The sequence below is a fragment of the Brevibacterium sanguinis genome (genome assembly GCF_003315415.1).
In the GTDB taxonomy this organism is placed as follows: domain Bacteria; phylum Actinomycetota; class Actinomycetes; order Actinomycetales; family Brevibacteriaceae; genus Brevibacterium; species Brevibacterium celere_A.
The window spans coordinates 113,378-132,519 of record NZ_QNSB01000010.1 but is presented as its reverse complement, the minus strand read 5'-3'; the positions used below and the strand labels follow the sequence as shown (position 1 = coordinate 132,519).

Here is a 19,142-nt window from a genome sequence, read left to right as displayed (position 1 = left end):
TGCCGGGTCTGTCAATGATGTCGCGACTCATCGGTCAATGATCACGGAGAAAAGTCCTTGTCGGGGCTGTCAACGATGTACTGACTCTGGACACCACCGCCACCGCCACATGAAGCCCCTGTCGATTCGACAGGGGCTTCGTCGTGCCCGCGACCGGATGGCGCCCGCGGATGGGGCGCGGGCCCACGGCACGAGTGGTGTGACGATTGACACATCGTCCGGAACGGACGACACTGTCCTGGTGAAACAGAAATAAGTTTCCACGATGCGAAATTTCGTCGCGCACGGTTCTCGCGCGATACTCGAAGGCGCAGATCCGCTGCGCCGCACATGAACTCACGCAGCCTTCGGTGGCCGGCGCAGGCGCAGGTCAGGGCCGCTGTTCGACGACGAACCCATTCGAACTACCCAGAGACAGAGGTGCCCGATGAGCAACGCAGACAACGACCAGCGAACGGCGGAGCAGACCGCCGGCGACAGACCCGGACCACTGGACAGGTTCTTCGAGATCACCTCCCGAGGATCGAGCGTCAAGCAGGAGATCCGCGGAGGCATCGTCGCCTTCGTCGCGATGGCCTACATCGTGGTCCTCAACCCGCTCATCCTCGGCGGGTCCGCCGACGTCACCGACGGAACCCTCGACTTCGCCCAGCTCACCGCGGTCACCGGACTCGTCGCCGGCCTCATCACGATCCTCTTCGGAGTCGTGGCGAAGCTGCCCTTCGCCCTGGCAGCGGGCCTCGGAATGAACAGCTTCCTCGCCGTCTCCGTCGTCCAGGAGGTCACGTGGGCCGAAGCCATGGGACTGGTCATCATCAACGGCGTCATCATCGTCGTCCTCGGAGCCACCGGCATCCGGACCGCGATCTTCAACGCCGTGCCCCACGCGCTGAAGATCGCGATCACGGTCGGCATCGGCCTGTTCATCGCGTTCATCGGCTTTGTCAACTCCGGGTTCGTCACCCGCACCCCGGCCGGGCCTCCCGTCCAGCTGGGACAGAACGGATCGATCGCCTCGCTGCCGACGCTCGTGTTCGTGCTGGCGCTCATCCTCATCGGGATCCTCGTGGCCCGGAAGATCCCCGGCGGGATCCTCATCGGCATGGTCGTCGCGACGATCGGCGCGATCATCATCCAGGCGTTCGCGAAGCTCGGGACAGTCGGAGATCCCGTCAACCCGGACCCCCTGGGCTGGAACCTCAGCGCCCCCGAGATCCCGGACCGGATCGTCGCGCTGCCCGACTTCTCGCTCATCGGCGCCTTCGATCTCTTCGGCGCCTTCGAGCGCATCGGCGTGCTGGCCGCGACGATGCTCGTCTTCACGCTGGTGTTCACGAACTTCTTCGACGCCATGGGCACGATGACCGGACTGGCCCGCAGCGCGGGACTGCAGACCCCCGACGGCATGTTCCCCCGCATCCGCGGCGCATTCATCGTCGAGGGACTCGGAGCGGTCGCCGGCGGCGGGGCCTCCGCCTCGTCGAACACCGTCTTCGTCGACGCGGCCGCGGGCATCGCGGAAGGGGCACGCACCGGGCTGGCCGCCTGCGTCACCGGCGCGCTGTTCCTCGTCTCCATGTTCTTCGCCCCGCTCATCGGCGTCATCCCGATGGAGGCCGGAGCCGCGGCGCTCGTCGTCGTCGGCGCCATGATGGTCACCCAGATCCGGGAGATCGACATGAGCGACTTCCGCACCTCGCTGCCGGTGTTCCTCACGATGGTCACGATGCCCCTGACCTACTCGATCGCCAACGGCATCGGCGTCGGATTCATCTCCTGGTCGCTCATCCATGTGATGAGCAAGCGCGGGCGCGACGTCCACTGGCTGCTGTGGGTCGTCTCGGCGGGATTCGTCCTCTACTTCGTTCGCGGACCGATATCGGCTATCTTGGGAGCATGATCTCCATGACCGGATCAATTGCCTGGCCGAAGGGACAGATCGCCCACGGCTGCTGACACCGGCCGACGCCCGTCGGTCGAGGCCGGCTGAAGCCGCGGCCGTCCGTCGGCCGACGCCGACGCCCGATCTGCGCGTCTCGCCTCTGTTCGCATGGATAACCAGAGGTCCCGGGATGCGAAGCAATTGTTCCAACCATGCACTGCGCGCCTCAGTGACGAGGCGCAGGAGGTAACAGAGATGTCTGCGCCCACGACGCAACGCTCCAGCTGTCGGATCTCGGTCAATGGCGATGACCACGAGTTCGACGGACCGACTCACACCAATGCCCTGGACTTCCTCCGCGGCCAGGGGCTCATCGCGGCCAAGGAAGGCTGCGCGGAAGGCGAATGCGGGGCCTGCGCGATACTCGTCGCCCGCCCCGACGGCGACGACGGCACCCGCTGGACCTCGGTGAACTCATGCCTGCTGCCGGCCGCCGCACTCGACGGCCAGGAGGTCGTCACCGCCGAGGGCCTCGCCGACGGCGACCGCCTCCACCCCGTCCAGGAGGAGATGGCCGTGCGCGGGGGATCCCAGTGCGGATTCTGCACCCCCGGATTCATCTGCTCGATGACCGCCGAGTACTACCGCCCCGAACGCGCCGCGGATGCGGCCGCGTCCAACGCACCCGCCACCGGCTCGGCGAGCGAGGGCGACCACCACTGCGGACCCAACGGCTTCGACCTCCACTCCCTCTCGGGCAACCTCTGCCGCTGCACCGGCTACCGGCCGATCCGCGACGCCGCGTACGCCCTCGGCCGGCCCGACTCCGAGGACGCGCTCGCCGCACGTCGTCAGCGTCCGGCCCCGGCTCCGCGCACCACCGACCTGAGGACGATCGACACCCCGACCGGAGACGTCGGCCGCTACCGCAGGCCCGCCACCCTCGCCGAGGCGCTGGAGATCCTCCGCGACGAACCCGAATCACTCGTCGTCGCCGGCGCCACCGACTGGGGCGTCGAGGTCAACATCAAGGGCGCTCGCGCGAAGTCGATCATCGCGATCGACCGCCTGCACGAGCTGCGCGGCATCCGCTGGGCCGACGACCACGTCGAGCTCGGCGCCGCGCACACCCTGAGCGAACTCGATCGCGAACTCGGCGGAAGGATTCCGCTGCTGGGCAAGCTGTTCCCGCAGTTCGCGTCCCGTCTCATCCGCAACGGCGCGACGATCGGGGGCAACCTCGGCACCGGCTCACCGATCGGCGACACCCCGCCCGCGCTCCTGGCGCTCGAGGCCGCACTCGTGCTCACCTCGGCCGGGGGATCTCGCATCGTGCCTCTGGCCGACTACTTCACCGGCTACCGGCAGACCGTCAGGGCCGCCGACGAGCTCATCACCGCCATCCGCATCCCGCTGCCGCTGGCGCCCCTGACCTCGTTCCAGAAGATCGCGAAGCGCCGCTTCGACGACATCTCCTCGGTCGCGATCGGCTACGCGGTCTCCGTCGAGGACGGGATCATCGCCAAGGCGCGACTGGGCCTGGGCGGCGTCGCGGCGACACCGTTGCGGGCGAAGGCCACCGAGGCCGAACTCGAGGGCCGGCCCTGGTCGCTCGAGACCGTCCACGCCGCCGCCGAGACCCTCGCCGGCGAGGGCACGCCCATGGACGACCACAGAGCCAGTGCGAAGTACCGGACCGCGATGCTGCGGTCCTCCCTGGAGCGCTTCTACGCCGAGCAGGTGGGCGCAACCGGGGGCCGCAACGACAAGGAGGAGGTGGCACGATGAGCCACTTGTCCCAGCGCCCCGCCGATGCGATCGTCGGCGAGAGCCACCATCACGAGAGCGCCTTCGGCCACGTCACCGGCACGGCCCTGTACACCGACGACCTCGTCGGCCGGCTGACCGGTGTCCTCCACGCCTACCCCGTCCAGTCCACCCATGCGCATGCGAGGCTGGGCGCCGTCGACACCGCGCCGGCCTACGAGGTGCCGGGAGTCGTGCGGGTCGTCACCGCCGCCGACATCCCCGGGGTCAATGATCAGGGCGTCAAGCACGACGAGCCGATGCTGCCCACCGACGAGATCATGTTCTACGGCCAGCCGATCGCATGGGTGCTCGGCGAGGACCTGGAGGCGGCGAAGGCCGGAGCCGCAGCGGTCGTCGTCGACGCCGAACCCCTGCCCTCACTCGTGACGATCGCCGATGCGATCGAGGCGGAGAGCTTCCACGGCATCCAGCCCGTCATCGACAAGGGCGACGTCGACGGCGCCTTCTCCGACGCCGCCCACGTGTTCGAGGGAGAGTTCGAGTTCTCCGGCCAGGAGCACTTCTACCTCGAGACCCAGGTGTCGCTGGCGCAGATCGACGAGAACGGGCAGATCTTCATCCAGTGCTCGACCCAGCATCCCACCGAGACCCAGGACATCGTCTCCCACGTGCTCGGCGTGCCCGCCCACGAGGTGACCGTCCAGTGCCTGCGCATGGGCGGCGGCTTCGGCGGCAAGGAGATGCAGCCCCACGGCTACGCGGCGCTCGCCGCCCTCGGCGCGAAGCTGACGAACCGGCCCGTGCGGGTGCGCCTCGACCGCACGCTCGACATCACGATGACCGGCAAACGCCACGGCTTCCACTCCTCATGGCGGATCGGGTTCACAGAGGACGGGAAGATCCTCGCTCTCGACGCGACCCTGACCGCCGACGGCGGGTGGAGCCTCGACCTGTCCGAGCCGGTGCTCACCCGCGCGATGTGCCACATCGACAACGCCTACTGGGTGCCCAACATCCGCGTCCACGGCCGCATCGCGAAGTGCAACAAGACCTCGCAGACGGCGTTCCGCGGCTTCGGCGGTCCACAGGGGATGCTCGTCATGGAGGACATCCTCGGTCGCGTCGCCCCCCAGCTCGGGCTGAGCGCACGTGAGCTGCGCCGCCGGAACTTCTACGAGGCGGGTCAGGACACCCCCTACTACCAGCCCGTCCGCCACCCCGAGCGGATGGGCGCGACCTGGCAGCAGGTCATCGACTCCGCCGAGCTCGAGCGCCGGGAGGCCGAGATCGCCGATTTCAACTCCCGCCACGACCACGTCAAACGGGGGATCGCGATCACCCCGGTGAAGTTCGGCATCTCCTTCAACCTCACCGCCTTCAACCAGGGTGGGGCGCTCGTCCTCGTCTACAAGGACGGGTCCGTCCTCATCACCCACGGCGGCACCGAGATGGGTCAGGGCCTGCACATGAAGATGATGCAGGTCGCCGCGACGACCCTCGGCGTTCCGCTGTCGACGGTGCGACTGGCGCCCACACGCACGGACAAGGTGCCCAACACCTCTGCGACGGCGGCGAGCTCCGGATCCGACCTCAACGGAGGGGCCGTCAAGGACGCCTGCGAGCAGATCATCGGCCGACTCGTCCACGTCGCCGCCGGACTGCTGGGGGCTCCGGCTCACGAGGTCCGGATCAAGCGCGGAGTCGTCAGCGCTCTGAGCTCGAAGAAGACGGTGACCTGGGAGGAGCTCGTCAATGCCGCGTACTTCCAGCGGATCCAGCTCTCGGCCTCCGGCTTCTACCGGACCGAGGGGCTGCACTGGGACCTCTCGACGATGCGCGGCGAGCCCTTCAAGTACTTCGCCTACGGCGCCGCCGCCAGCGAGGTCGAGGTCAACCGCTTCGACGGCTCCTACACGCTGCGCCGGGTCGACATCGTCCACGACGTCGGCGACTCCCTGTCCCCGCTCATCGACATCGGCCAGATCGAGGGCGGATTCGTCCAGGGTGCCGGGTGGATGACGCTCGAGGACCTGCGCTGGGACGACAGCGACCGGCCCACCCGCGGCCGCCTGGCGACCCAGGCGGCGAGCACGTACAAGATCCCGAGCTTCTCCGAGGTCCCCGACGTCTTCAACGTCTCGCTGCTCGACATGGCCCACGAAGAGGGCGCGGTGTACGGCTCGAAGGCCGTCGGCGAGCCCCCGCTCATGCTCGCGTTCTCCGTGCGCGAGGCCCTGCGCGAGGCCGTGGCGGCATTCGGTGAGCCGGGAACCCCGGTGGAGCTCGCAGCACCCTCGACCCCTGAGGCGGTGTACTGGGCCGTGGAGTCGGTGCGCAGCCCCGCCGGCGGCGAGCGGATCGACCCGATGGATCGCGCCGCCGACGCCGAGGAGGCCGGCGGGCGCGGTGAGACCCCCGGCGTGTCCGGGTCGAGTGCCACCGAGGGCGAGACCGTCGGCGCCGCCGAGTCCGCCGATCCGGATTCGGGAGCCCAGAAGGGCGTCACTGTTCCGTCATGACCTGGATGGACACAGCAGTCGAGCTCCGCGCGGCTCGGGTGCCGGCAGTCCTCGTCACTGTCGCCTCCGTGCGCGGGCACGCCCCGCGCGAGGCCGGGGCGAAGATGATCGTCTCCGCCGCTGACCTCTACGGGACCATCGGCGGGGGCAATCTCGAGATGACCGTCGTCACCCGCGCCCGGGAGATCCTCGCCGGAACCCCGGCGGACGCCCCGGCGGGAGCGGACGCCGCGGCGGATGCTCCGGAGGGAGCGACCGCCTCGGCGGACGCGATTGAGGGCACCGCGGCGGACGGGCCTGGAGCTCCTGCTCCGGAGACCGCCTCGGCGAGGGGACCCGAGATGCTCACCCTGAGACTCAACGACAAGGCACCCGCCAAGTACGGCCGACAGTGCTGCGGAGGGGAAGTGACGGTCATGCTCGAACCGCTGCCCGTTCCACCGGCGATCGCGATCTTCGGGATCGGCAACATCGGACTGGAACTCGCCCGCATCCTCTCCCGCCACGACATCGACCTGTTCCTCAGCGACTCCCGGCCCGAGCACCTCGCCGAGCTCGATCACCTCGAGGCGCCGATCGCCGCGGTCCACCGCGAGTTCGCCGTCGTCGGCGAGGAGGTCGTGTCCTCCCTGCCCGCGGGCACGCACGTGCTCATCATGACCCACGACCACGCCGAGGACCTCCACCTCTGCGATGCCGCGCTGCGTCACGGAGGGCTCGGCTCCATCGGCCTCATCGGGTCGAGCGCGAAGTGGCAGCGCTTCCGCAAGACCCTCGTCGCCGAGGGCCACGCGCCCGAGATCGTCGACACCATCCAATGCCCCATCGGACTGCCCGACCTGCCCGGGAAGCAGCCGGCGACGATCGCGCTCAGCGTCGCCGCCGACCTCGTGTCCCGCATCGGCTGAGCTGCCATCCCCTGACGCCCGCGCGTCGGATCACGACCCTGAGGAAGCACCCATGATCATCTACCGTGCCCGGATCTTCGACACCCCCACCAGCCCGTTCGCCGGTGGGAGCCTGCGCGCCGAGGCGGACGCCTCCCTCGTCGTCGACGGCGGACTCATCGTCGCCCGCACCGACTTCTCCGTAGCCCGTTCTGCCCATCCCGACGCCGAGGTGGTCGACCTGCGCGAGGGAGTGCTCCTGCCCGGGTTCGTCGACACGCACGTCCACTACCCGCAGGTGCGCGCCATCGGCCACCTCGGCATGCCGCTGCTCGAGTGGCTCGACAGCTGCGCCCTGCCGGAGGAGGCGAGGCTCGGCGACGAGACCTACGCCCGGGCCCTGGCGTCCGAGTTCCTCCGCGGACTGACCTCGGCGGGGACCACCTCGGCGATGGTCTTCGGATCGCACTTCGCGACCGCGGTCGACGCCCTGTTCGCCGCGGCCGCCGAGGTGGGTCTGCGGATCACCTCCGGCCTGGTCACGAGCGACCGGAACCTCCCGGAGGCGCTGCTGACGAGCGTTGAGCGCTCGGTGAGCGAGAGTCAGGACCTCATCGACCGCTGGCATGGCTCGGGGCGGCTGCGGTTCGCCGTGACCCCGCGATTCTCCTACTCCGCCGGGCCCGAGCTGCTCGCCGCGGGCGGAGAGCTGCTCGCGGCCAACCCCGGGATCTGGGTGACGTCCCACCTCAACGAGAACCGCGACGAGATCGCCGGCGTCGCCGCGATCTTCCCCGAGGCGCTCGACTACCTCGACACCTATGACCGCGCGGGGCTGCTCGGACGGCGCACGATCCTCGCCCACAACGTCCACCCGAGCGATCGGGAACTGGGCCGGATGGCCGAGGTCGGGGCGTCCGCGGCGCACTGCCCGACCTCGAACTCGGCCCTGGCGAGCGGGTTCTTCCCCCTGCGCCGCCACCTCGAGCGCGGGGTGCGCGTGGCCCTGGGCTCCGACGTCGGCGCGGGCACCGGATTCTCGCTGCTCAAGGAAGGGGTGCAGGCCTACTTCATGCAGCAGCTCGACCCCGCCGGGGGAGTGCCCCTGACCTCGGCCCACCTCCTGTACCTCGCCACCGCCGCCGGAGCGGAGGCGCTCGAGCTCGACGCCGAGGTGGGCGACCTGTCCGTGGGCAAGCGCTTCGACGCCGTGCTCGTCGAGCCGACGCCGGGGGAGCCGCTGGCGGTAGGGATCCGGCATGCGCACAGCGACGAGGACGCGCTCGCGAAGATCTTCGCGATGGGGACTCCCGGCGACATCGCCCGGGTGTGGGTCGACGGGGAGACCGTCAAGGGCTGAGGCCGCGGCCGACGGACGTCAGGGAGGTCGTCAAAGGCCGGGGGACGATGAAATTCAGGTAGGTGAAGGGCGAAATCCGCGGGGGATTTCGCCCTTCACCTACCGGGAAATCGGACTGCTGAGCGGGTCCCAACCCGGCTGGGGGACCAACCCGGCTGGGGGACCAACCCGGCTGGGGGACCAACCCGGCTGGGGGACCAACCCGGCTGGGGGACCAACCCGGCTGAGGGGTCCCGACCCGGCTGGGGGACCGCCCGAGCTGAGGGGCCCAGCCGGGCGACGGTCAGTCGGAGTGTCCGCCTCCCGAGGAGCTCTTCGACTCATCCGCGATGACCTGCTTGAGCTGGGCGGTGTCGACGATGTCTCCGCAGTCGATCTTCTTCCGGATCTCCTCGGCCTTCTCGTCGGGAACCACCGGGATCTCCTCGCCGTCGCAGTCGACGAACCGGCCGTCGATGAACATGTCGCCCTCGCGCAGGTCCTTGAGATTGGACGGGGTGAGGTAGCGGACGGGGTTGGCGGCGAAGACGGAGGGGTTTGTCGAGTTGCCCGCCTTGAGCTCATTGAAGAGGAGGTTGAGGATGACGGCCATGATCGCCGCCGACGAGATCCCGGAGTGGAAGATCGTCTGCACCCAGGACGGGAACTGATCGTAGAAGTCGCCCTTGACGACGGGGATCATCGCGAAGGCCAGAGAGGCCGAGACGATGATGAGGTTCATGTTGCCCTCATAGTCGACGGCCTTGAGGTTGCGGATGCCCGAACCGGTGACGGTGCCGAAGAGGATGAAGCCGGCGCCGCCGAGGACGGGCATCGGGACGGCGGCGATGACCTGCCCGAGCACCGGGGTGAGGCCGAGGAGGATGAGGATGACGCCGCCGGCGGAGACGACGAACCGCGAGCGGACCCCGGTCAGGGCGACGAGCCCGACGTTCTGCGCGAACGCCGACTGCGTGAACGAGCCGAAGAGGGGCGCGAGCGCCGAGGAGGCCATGTCCGCGCGCAGGCCCGCGGCCACCCGCTTCGAATCGACGGGGGTGTTGATGATCTCCCCGACGGCGATGACGTCGGCGGCGGTCTCGGTCTTGATGACGAGGATGACGATGAGCATCGAGATGATCGCGGCGACGTCGAACGTCGGTGCGCCGAAGGGCAGCAGGGCCGGGATCGCGATGGGGGCACCGGTGCCCACCTCGGAGAAGTCGGCCATGCCCATCGCCGCACCCACGCCTGTGCCGATGACGAGGCCGAGCAGGATCGACAGGCGTGAGATCGTCGCGGACCCGACCTTGCTCAGCAGCAGGATGGAGGCGAACGTGATGAACGCCAGCGCGATGTTCTGGACCGAGCCGTAGTCGGCGGCCGTCTCGTCGCCGCCCATCGCCCAGTTGCCCGCCGTCGGGATCAGGGTGAGCCCGATCGAGGTGATGACCACGCCGGTGACGACGGGTGGGAAGAAGCGGATGATCCGAGCGAAGAACGGGGCGATGACGAAGCCGATGACGCTCGCGACGATGACGGCGCCGAAGATGCTGCTCAGGTCCCCGCCGCCGGTGAGGATCGAGAGCATCGTCGCGACCCCGGCGAACGACACGCCCTGGATGAGGGGGAGCTTCGAGCCGATGAAGCCGATCCCGATGCTCTGGACCAGGGTGGCGATGCCGCCGACGAAGAGGCTCGCGGTGACGAGGGCGACGAGCTGAGCGCTGTCGACGCCGGCGGCGGTGCCGATGATCATCGGGACGGCGATGATCCCGCCGTACATCGTGAGCACGTGCTGGAGCCCGTAGGCGAAGAGCTGGGGGACTGGGAGCCACGCGTCCTCGGGGCGGGTGGATCCGGGCGGGAGGGAGGAGATGCGGGTGGGGGATGCTGCGGACGCCTCGGCGCCGCCTCGTTTCGTGTTCTTCATCGTCGACAGAACCTTCCAGATGAGTGTTCTCTGGTCGTGGGCTCGTCCGCACCAGCGTCGGGGCGGCAGGCTGAGCCACATTACTTTTTCGTATCGTGGATCACAGTTTCCGAAAAATTATGATCCCGACCACAATCCGCCTATTTCGGTGGCAAGTCAAATCGAGACGCCTCGGGGCGGTCGGGAGATTCCCAGCCGGGCAGGTTGACTCGGGGTGACGAACGGGCCTATGCTCGATTTCATCCAACGGAAACACATTTCCGCGATTCGGAAAAGTAACCGACGCTCACGTTCTATGGAGGAGGGTCCCCATGACTTTCGACTTCACCCACGCAGACAGCTACATCCTCAACTGCTCGACCCTGCTCACCGAACTGCCGGTCCTCGAGCGCGCTCAGGCCGCCAAGGACGCCGGCTTCAGCCAGGTCGAGTTCTGGTGGCCCTTCGACGGTGAGCCCACCCCGTCGCGCGACGACGTCGACGAGTTCATCGCCTCCCTCGAGGCCGCCGGGGTCCAGCTCAAGGGCCTCAACTTCTGGGCCGGCAACATGGCCGGAGGCGACCGCGGCATGGTCTCGATCAAGGGCGCCGAAGAGAACTTCGCCGCGAACGTCGAGATCGTCAAGCACATCGGCGAGCGCACCGGCTGCCGGGCCTTCAACGCCCTCTACGGTCTGCGCACCGAGGGGAAGACTCCGCAGGAGCAGGACGAGGTGGCGATCGCCAACCTCAGGCTCGCCGCGGACGCCGTCGCCGAGATCGGCGGCACCGTGCTCGTCGAACCCGTCTCCGGCGCCGACGCCTACCCGCTGAAGAAGTACACCGACGCCGCCGAGGTGGTCGCCAAGGTCCGTGCCCACGACGTCGCCAACATCGCCGTCCTCGCCGACTTCTTCCACATGTCGGTCAACGGCGACGATGTCGCCGCGGTCATCGAGTCCGAGGCCGCGAACTTCGGCCACATCCAGATCGCCGACGCTCCCGGTCGCGGGGCTCCCGGCACGGGTGAGCTCCCGCTCGAGGACTGGATCAACCGCTCCTACGAGCTCGGCTACACCGGCTCGATCGCCCTCGAGTACAAGCAGGACCGCGCAACCGCCTTCGACTGGCTGACCGCCGCGGTCGAGCAGCCTGCCTGATCGACTCACCTCGGCGGGGGAACCCGCCACCACCTCGGCGGGGAGACCCGCATTCGGAATCGAACCTCCAACGAAGAAGGACACGCACATGAGCAAGACAATCGCTTTCATCGGACTCGGCATCATGGGCCTGCCGATGGCCAAGAACCTCGTCAAGGCCGGCTTCACCGTCCGCGGCTACAACCGCTCCCCGCAGAAGGCCCAGGAGCTCGCCGCCGCGGGTGGCCAGGCCGCCTCCACCGTCGCCGAGGCGGTCGACGGCGCCGACGTCATCATCACGATGGTGCCCGACTCGCCCGACGTCGAGGCAGTGCTCACCGGTGAGGACGGCGTGCTGGCCAACGCCAAGTCCGGCGCCTACTGGATCGACTTCTCGACCATCCGTCCCGACGTCGCCCAGAGCCTCGCCGCGCAGGCCAAGGAGAAGGGCCTCAAGCCCCTCGACGCTCCCGTCTCCGGCGGCGAGCCCGGCGCGATCGACGGCGTGCTCTCGGTCATGGTCGGCGGCGAGCAGGCCGACTTCGACGCCGTCTCCGACGTCTTCGACGCGGTCGGCAAGACCATCGTCCTCGTCGGGCCCTCCGGTTCCGGTCAGACGGTCAAGGCCGCCAACCAGCTCATCGTCGCGGGCAACATCGGCCTCCTCGCCGAGGCCGTCGTCTTCCTCGAGGCCTACGGCGTCGAGACCAGCTCCGCCCTGCAGGTCCTCGGCGGCGGTCTCGCCGGATCCAAGGTCCTCGAGCAGAAGGGCCAGAAGATGCTCGACCGCGAATTCGGCCCCGGCTTCCGCCTCGCGCTGCACCACAAGGACATGGGCATCGTCACCTCGGCCGCCCGCGAAGCCGGTGTCGCGATCCCGCTCGGCTCGACCGTCGCGCAGCTCGTCGCCTCGACCGTGCAGCAGGGCAACGGCGGACTCGACCACTCGGGTCTGTTCACCGTCGTCGAGCAGCTCTCGGGCAAGAACGGCCAGAACGACACCGCCTCGGCCTGAGGCCCGCGCTTCAGTCTGAGGCCCGCGCCTCGGCGCCGTTGCCGCCGGTCACCACGCGACCGGTGCCGCGGTGCCCGTGAGAACCGCAGGCGGGACCGTCCCGACGGGGACGGCCCCGCCCCACCCACACCATCGCCGGCGACCCGCTGGCCCCCGCAGGAAGCTCGACCGACACGGAAGTCGGCGCTCTTCCGCCAGACAAAGGATCAAGACAATGACACGTATGCGCGCAGTCGACGCTGTGGTGCTCATCCTGGAGAAGGAAGGCGCCACCGAGACCTTCGGCCTGCCCGGAGCGGCCATCAACCCCCTGTACTCGGCGATGAAGGCCCACGGCGGCATCCGCCACACCCTGGCCCGCCACGTCGAGGGTGCCTCGCACATGGCCGACGGCTACACCCGTGCCGCCCCCGGCAACATCGGCGTGTGCCTGGGCACCTCGGGCCCCGCGGGCACCGACATGATCACCGGCCTCTACGCCGCGGCCGCTGATTCGCAGCCGATCCTGTGCATCACCGGACAGGCACCCGTCGCCGTCCTAGACAAGGAGGACTTCCAGGCCGTCGACATCGCCTCGATCGCGAAGCCCGTGACGAAGATGGCCAAGACCGTCCTCGAGGCCGGTCAGGTGCCCGGCGTCTTCCAGACGGCGTTCCAGCTCATGCGCTCGGCCCGCCCCGGACCCGTGCTCATCGACCTGCCGATCGACGTCCAGCAGACCGAGATCGACTTCGACATCGAGACCTACGAGCCGCTGCAGCCGTCGAAGCCGGCAGCCACCTCGGCGCAGGCGGAGAAGGTCCTCGACCTCATCGCCGAGGCGAAGCACCCGATCATCATCGCCGGCGGCGGAATCATCAACGCCGACGCCGCCGACAAGCTCGTCGAGTTCGCCGAGCTCACCTCGATCCCCGTCGGACCGACCCTGATGGGCTGGGGCGCGATCCCCGACAGCCACCCGCTGCAGTCGGGCATGATCGGCATCCAGACCCACCGCCGGTACGGCAACGCCTCGTTCCTCGAGTCCGACCTCGTCATCGGCATCGGCAACCGCTGGGCCAACCGCCACACCGGTGACCTCGAGACCTACCGCAAGGGTCGCAAGTTCGTCCACATCGACATCGAGCCGACGCAGATCGGTCGCGTGTTCTCACCCGACTACAGCGTCGTCTCCGACGCCGGATTCGCCCTCGACGCCCTCCTCGAGGCCGCCCGCGGACGCAAGAACGCCGCGACCCTGCCCGACTTCACGCAGTGGGCCGAGGAGTGCACCAAGCGCAAGAGCACCGAGCACCGCAAGACCAACTACACCGAGAAGCCGATCAAGCCCCAGCGCGTCTACCAGGAGATGAACTCCGCCTTCGGCGAGGACGTCACCTACGTGTCGACGATCGGTCTGAGCCAGATCGCCGGTGCGCAGATGCTCCACGTCCACCGTCCGCGCCACTGGATCAACGCGGGACAGGCCGGCCCGCTGGGCTGGACCGGTCCGGCAGCGCTCGGTGTGGCCAAGGGCAAGCCGGGCGAGACCGTCGTCGCGCTCTCCGGTGACTACGACTTCCAGTTCATGATCGAGGAACTGGCCGTCGGCGCCCAGCACAAGATCCCCTACGTCCACGTCGTCGTCAACAACTCGTACCTGGGTCTGATCCGTCAGTCGCAGCGTCCGTTCGAGATGGACTACGAGGTGTCGCTGGCCTTCGACAACATCAACGCGACCGGTGAGTCCGCCGGCTACGGCGTCGACCACGTGGCCGTCGCCCAGGGCCTGGGCTGCAAGGCGCTGCGCGTCGAGGATCCCGAGCTCATCGGCGAAGGACTGCGCGTGGCCAAGGACCTCATGGACGAGCACCAGGTGCCGGTCGTCGTCGAGGTCATCCTCGAGCGCGTCACCAACATCTCCATGGGCGCCTCGCTCGACAAGATCAACGAGTTCGATGTGCTCGCGCAGACCCCTGCCGACGCCCCGACCGCGCTGACCCCGCTGAGCGAGCTCGTCGCCGCGAAGTGACCGGCCGGCGGCGGGCCGCAGCACCGCCGCACCGCGCGCCCGGGCGCCTGCGACAGTCCCAGACGACCGTCGCGGGCGCCCGGGCGCGACTAGACTTGTACAGGTTGTCAGACATCGGCCGGGATTCCGGCCGGCAGACGAAGGAGTGACGAATGATCGTCGAAGATGCCGGTTCGACTGCAGCAGGCGCTGCTGTCATCGACCAGACCTCCGGCCAGGGATTCGACCTGGTCATCAGGGCCGAGCGGGCGCTTCTGCCCGAGGGCGTGAGTCGCGCCGAGATCGGCGTGAAGGACGGCAGGATCGCCGAGATCGCCGCCGGCTCGAGCCTCACCGGCGCAGTCGCCGCGGACGCCGACATCGTCGAGGTCGACGAGACGCAGATCCTGCTGCCCGGCCTCGTCGACACCCATGTCCACGTCAACGATCCGGGCCGCAGCGAGTGGGAGGGCTTCGACAGCGCCACCCGTGCCGCCGCCGCCGGGGGCGTGACCACGATCATCGACATGCCGCTCAACTCACTGCCCCCGACCGTCAACGTCGAGGCCCTCGACGTCAAGCGCGAGGTCGCCGGGCCCAAGGCCTTCGTCGACGTCGGATTCTGGGGCGGGGCGATCCCAGGCAACACCGCCGACCTCGCTCCTCTCCACGAAGCGGGCGTCTACGGCTTCAAGTGCTTCCTCGAGGACTCCGGCGTCGAGGAGTTCCCGCCGCTCGAGCCAGAGGAGATGCGTGCGGACATGGCCGAGCTGGCCCGCTTCGACGGTCTGCTCATCGTCCACGCGGAGGACCATGAGGTGATGGCGTCGGTGCCGAAGGGGCCTGGCGGGCCCAAGTTCAGCGACTTCCTCGCCACCAGGCCGAAGGAGGCCGAGAACGTCGCGATCGCCCGGGTCATCGAGGCGGCCCGCGAGACCGGTGCCCGCGCGCACATCCTCCACCTGTCCTCGGCCGATGCCCTGCCGCAGATCGCCGCGGCCAAGGCCGAGGGCGTCAAGCTCACCGTCGAGACCTGCCCTCACTACCTCGTCTTCAGCGCGGAGGAGATCCCGGACGGCGCCACCACCCACAAGTGCTGCCCGCCGATCCGCGAGGAGGCCAACCGCGAGGCTCTGTGGCAGGGGCTCATCGACGGCACGATCGACTGCATCGTCTCCGATCACTCGCCCTCGACCGCAGAGCTCAAGCTCCTCGAATCCGGTGATTTCGGCTCCGCCTGGGGCGGCATCTCGTCCCTGCAGCTCGGACTGTCGCTGGTCTGGACGGAGGCCGCCGAGCGCGGCATCGACCTCGCCGAGGTGGTCCGCTGGATGTCGTCGGCGCCTGCCGCCGTGGCCCGGGTGGAGAACAAGGGGTCGATCGTGGTCGGCAACGACGCGGACTTCGCGATCTTCGCCCCCGACGAGAAGTGGACCGTCTCCGCGACGGAGCTCTACCACCGGAACCAGATCACCGCCTACGACACCCGGACGGTGCGCGGAGCGGTGAAGAGCACGATCCTGCGCGGGGCTCCGGTCAGCTTCGACGAGCCCCAGGGCCGGCTGCTGACCGTCCGCTGACCGGGCCTCCCCACCCTCATGTGATGCGAAGGGACTGATTCGACGTGGCGCCACGTCGAATCAGTCCCTTCGCATCACTTCTGTGGGCGTAGGCGCGTGGGAGTGCCGGTGCGGTGCTAACACCGACTTGATGCTTTGATTTAGTTTGCTGTTGTTTGATGGCTTTTTGTGTCATCATTGGATCATGTACCGGGTCATCACGACGGCGGAGCTCCTTCGCTCCGGTGTGTCCAAGCGGGAGATCGCCCGTGCGGTGAAATGCTGCCTTCGTCGGGTCGCACGAGGTCGGCACGTCAGCATGGGAGTGTGCTCCGATGAGGCGCACCTGGTCATCTGGCAGGCCGTGCAGGAGAAGTACGCCGAGGCGCTGCCGGAGTTCGGGAACAGTCGTGACCGAGAGGAACGGATCAAGGTCCTCATTCGAGCGCGCGCGGAGAAGATCGCGCAGGCGATCATGGCGTCTGAACTCGATGAGCGTCACGAGACCTTCTCGCACCTCTCAGCAGCGGTGATCCACGGCCTGCCGGTGGTGGACCGGCCGTCCGAGAGAGTCGAGGTCTATCGGGCCACCGTCCCGCAGAAGCATCGCCATCTCCAGGTTCGGCATGCGAAGCTGCCTGGCCGGCATGTGACCGTGGTGGGAATCTACCGGGTGACGACGATCGAGCGCACCCTGATCGATGTCGCGTTGACCCATGCCACCACCTCGGCGGTGGCGATGCTCGATCATGCTCTGCACCACGGACTGACAACCGTAGGCGAGCTCGATTCCATGGTCGAGGATCGTCGGGAAGCGCGCGGCCAGGCGCGGGTCCGAACTGCTCTGGACCTGATGGACGCGAGACGGGAATCCCCGGGTGAATCGGTGGTCGCGGTGCGATTCTTCGAGCACGGGATCAATGGATTCGTCCCGCAGGTGGAGTTCCGCGACAGGTTCGGCGAGGTCCGTGTCCGCGTCGACTTCTGCCATGAGGCGTCGAAGACGATCGTCGAGTTCGACGGATTGGAGAAGTACCTCATGGACCTGGCCAGAACGCGCGTCGCCATCGAGGACGAGAAGGTCCGCGACGCCTGGCTGGCGGCACGCGGCTATCGGGTGATCCACCTCGTGTGGCGCGACCTCTACTCGGCGCGTGCGTTCGAGGAGATCAAGCGCATCGTGGCCGAGAGGATGCAGGCTGCCCACGCCGGGCCACGCCTCCGCCCGTGAATGATGTGAAGGGACAAAATCGACGTGGCGCCACGTCGAATTTGTCCCTTCACATCACAGGAGGGGTCAGGCGGCCTCGAGCTCCTCGCGCAGGCGGCGGACGTGGCCCTCGGCGGAGACGTCGTACTCGACGCTCGAGAGCGTCCCCGATTCGTCGATGACGAACGTCGAGCGCAGCACTCCGTCGAAGGTGTTCCCATTCACCGTCTTCTCACCGAAGGCGCCATAGGCCTTGGCGACGGCGGCGTCGGCGTCGGAGAGCAGCGGGAAGGTCAGGTGCTCGGAAGCGGCGAAGGAGCGCAGCGCCTCGGCGTCGTCGGGGGAGACCCCGAGAACCTGGTAGCCCAGAGCCGTCAGCGAGGCGAGGTTGTCGCGGAAGTCGCAGGCCTCGGTCGTGCAGCCGGGGGTCGCGGCCTTCGGGTAGAAGTAGAGGATGACCTTCCGACCGGCCAGGCCCGACTTCGAGTAGGTGGTGCCGTCGGCGTCGGAGAGGGTGAAGTCCGGGGCGGTCTGGCCGGCTTCGAGATGACGTGTCATGAGATTCCTTTCGAGTGTGCGAGGCCGCCGGGTGCGGTGCTCGCGGTTCGTGCGGACGGATGGCTGATCGGGGTGGTGCTTCTCGCCGAGGTGGGCGGCCGTCAGTCTGCTCGGTCGACGGTCCGAGCGCCGCGGCGCATCGTCTCAGCGCGCGGCCAGCAGGGCGCACGCCTGCGCGGCGGTCGCCTCGATGAGCTCCTCGGCCCGCGCCGAGAGCTCGGCGAGCTCCGCGGGCCCCGGAGCGATCGACAGCGCGGCGGTGACCCCGGCCTCCCGGCACTCGGCGGGGGTCAGGGCGACACGGCCCGCCACGACGACGACCGTCGCCGAGGCGGGGGCATGATCCCGCACGGCCGCGACGACCTTGCCCCCGAGGGACTGCGAGTCGAACGAGCCTTCGCCGGTGAGGACGATGTCGGCGTCGGCGAGTGCCTCGCCCAGCCCCACGGTCTCGGCGACCATCCGGGAGCCGGGGACCACCTCGGCGCCGAGGAGCTGCGTCAGGGCCAGTGGGATCCCGCCGGCCGCGCCGAAACCAGAGGTCCCGGCCAGGGCGCGGGCCGCGTCCGGGGTCTCGGCGAGCACCTCGGCGAAGTGGGCGAGTCCGGCGTCGAGGCGGGCGATTGTGGCCGGGTCCGCGCCCTTCTGCGGACCGAAGACCGCGGCGGCTCCGCGCTCACCCGTGAGCGGGTTGTCGACGTCGACGGCGATGCGCCAGCGGACGCCGAGTGCGCGGGGGTCGAGACCGCTCGTGTCCACGGAGGCGAGGTGGGCCAGCCCGCCGCCGCCCGGCGGGATCGGGGCTCCGGTGTCGTCGAGGAGAGCGGCGCCGAGCGCGCGGACGAGGCCGGCTCCGCCATCGGTCGTCGCCGAACCGCCGATGCACAGGAGGATCTCCTCGACGCCCTCGTCGAGGATGTGGCGGGCGATGAGGCCCACTCCGTAGGTGTCGGCGCGCTCGGGCTCGAGGGTGACGTCGGAGACCTGGGGCAGCCCGTTGGCCTGGGCGGCCTCGATGACGGCGGTCCTCCCGTCCGCGGAGACCCCGTAGGCGGCGGTGGTGGGCCGGCCGAGGGCGTCGACGACCTCGACGGACCGCGCCGGGGTGGCCCACACGGCAAGCAGCGCATCGAGGGTGCCCTCGCCGCCGTCGGCGAAGGGAAGATCGGTGATGTGGGCATCGGGGAAGACCTGCCGGGCACCGCGGGCGAGCGCGGCGGCGGCCTCGGCGGCGGTGGCGGACCCCTTGAAGGAGTCCGGCGCGCAGACGATGCGCGGGGCGGGGGACGGGGCGTCTGGGCTCATGGTTGCATCCAACATCATTGTCGTGATGGGCGGGGGAGCGGATCACGCGCGGCGGGC

At 69.0% G+C, this 19,142-nt stretch carries 13 protein-coding genes; 10 read left to right on the top strand and 3 right to left on the bottom strand.

The features are described from left to right. Positions 1–427 precede the first annotated feature (427 nt). The 5 genes from DFO65_RS13915 to guaD all read left to right on the top strand — a co-directional run bounded on the left by DFO65_RS13915 (position 428) and on the right by guaD (position 8,418). A complete protein-coding gene (locus DFO65_RS13915; protein WP_113905036.1) occupies positions 428–1,900 on the top strand; it encodes an NCS2 family permease in 1,473 nt (490 codons plus the stop codon). A 237-nt stretch (positions 1,901–2,137) separates the two neighbouring features. Next, complete coding sequence (locus DFO65_RS13910; protein WP_113905035.1) at positions 2,138–3,670, top strand: xanthine dehydrogenase small subunit; 1,533 nt, start codon at positions 2,138–2,140, stop codon at positions 3,668–3,670. Beyond that, on the top strand, positions 3,667–6,171 hold the full coding sequence (gene xdhB, locus DFO65_RS13905) for a xanthine dehydrogenase molybdopterin binding subunit (protein ID WP_113905034.1): 2,505 nt from the start codon (positions 3,667–3,669) through the stop codon (positions 6,169–6,171). Before DFO65_RS13910 ends, xdhB begins: the two co-directional genes overlap by 4 nt. Next, entirely contained in the window at positions 6,168–7,079 is a 912-nt protein-coding gene (locus tag DFO65_RS13900; protein WP_245940783.1) for an XdhC family protein, read from the top strand. Before xdhB ends, DFO65_RS13900 begins: the two co-directional genes overlap by 4 nt. Positions 7,080–7,131: 52 nt before the next feature. Further along, on the top strand, positions 7,132–8,418 hold the full coding sequence (gene guaD / locus DFO65_RS13895; RefSeq protein WP_113905032.1) for a guanine deaminase: 1,287 nt from the start codon (positions 7,132–7,134) through the stop codon (positions 8,416–8,418). A gap of 283 nt (positions 8,419–8,701) precedes the next feature. Here guaD and DFO65_RS13890 read toward each other — a convergent pair whose 3' ends face one another. After that, positions 8,702–10,330, bottom strand: a complete 1,629-nt coding sequence (locus tag DFO65_RS13890; protein WP_113905050.1) for a nucleobase:cation symporter-2 family protein — start codon at positions 10,328–10,330, stop codon at positions 8,702–8,704. Between the two features lie 311 nt (positions 10,331–10,641). Between DFO65_RS13890 and DFO65_RS13885 the strand changes: the two genes are divergently transcribed. The 5 genes from DFO65_RS13885 (at position 10,642) to DFO65_RS13865 (ending at position 17,243) form a co-directional block, all read left to right on the top strand. Next, positions 10,642–11,469: a hydroxypyruvate isomerase family protein gene (locus tag DFO65_RS13885; protein ID WP_113905031.1), complete on the top strand. Its 828-nt coding sequence runs from the start codon at positions 10,642–10,644 to the stop codon at positions 11,467–11,469. An 88-nt stretch (positions 11,470–11,557) separates the two neighbouring features. Continuing rightward, a complete protein-coding gene (locus DFO65_RS13880; protein ID WP_113905030.1) occupies positions 11,558–12,463 on the top strand; it encodes a 2-hydroxy-3-oxopropionate reductase in 906 nt (301 codons plus the stop codon). 214 nt (positions 12,464–12,677) lie between these two features. Beyond that, positions 12,678–14,474 (top strand): glyoxylate carboligase, encoded by a 1,797-nt coding sequence (gene gcl / locus DFO65_RS13875; protein WP_113905029.1) that lies wholly within the window; start codon positions 12,678–12,680, stop codon positions 14,472–14,474. A 152-nt stretch (positions 14,475–14,626) separates the two neighbouring features. Beyond that, entirely contained in the window at positions 14,627–16,033 is a 1,407-nt protein-coding gene (allB, locus tag DFO65_RS13870; protein ID WP_113905028.1) for an allantoinase AllB, read from the top strand. Between the two features lie 184 nt (positions 16,034–16,217). After that, positions 16,218–17,243 (top strand): hypothetical protein, encoded by a 1,026-nt coding sequence (locus DFO65_RS13865; RefSeq protein WP_113905027.1) that lies wholly within the window; start codon positions 16,218–16,220, stop codon positions 17,241–17,243. A 66-nt stretch (positions 17,244–17,309) separates the two neighbouring features. Here the strand turns inward: DFO65_RS13865 and bcp are convergent, their stop codons facing one another. Both bcp and DFO65_RS13855 read right to left on the bottom strand, forming a co-directional pair. After that, the gene (gene bcp, locus DFO65_RS13860) at positions 17,310–17,780 is read right to left on the bottom strand and encodes a thioredoxin-dependent thiol peroxidase (protein WP_113905026.1); all 471 of its coding nucleotides are present in this window, start codon (positions 17,778–17,780) and stop codon (positions 17,310–17,312) included. Positions 17,781–17,924: 144 nt separating this feature from the next. Further along, positions 17,925–19,085 (bottom strand): glycerate kinase, encoded by a 1,161-nt coding sequence (locus DFO65_RS13855; protein ID WP_113905025.1) that lies wholly within the window; start codon positions 19,083–19,085, stop codon positions 17,925–17,927. Positions 19,086–19,142 lie beyond the last annotated feature (57 nt).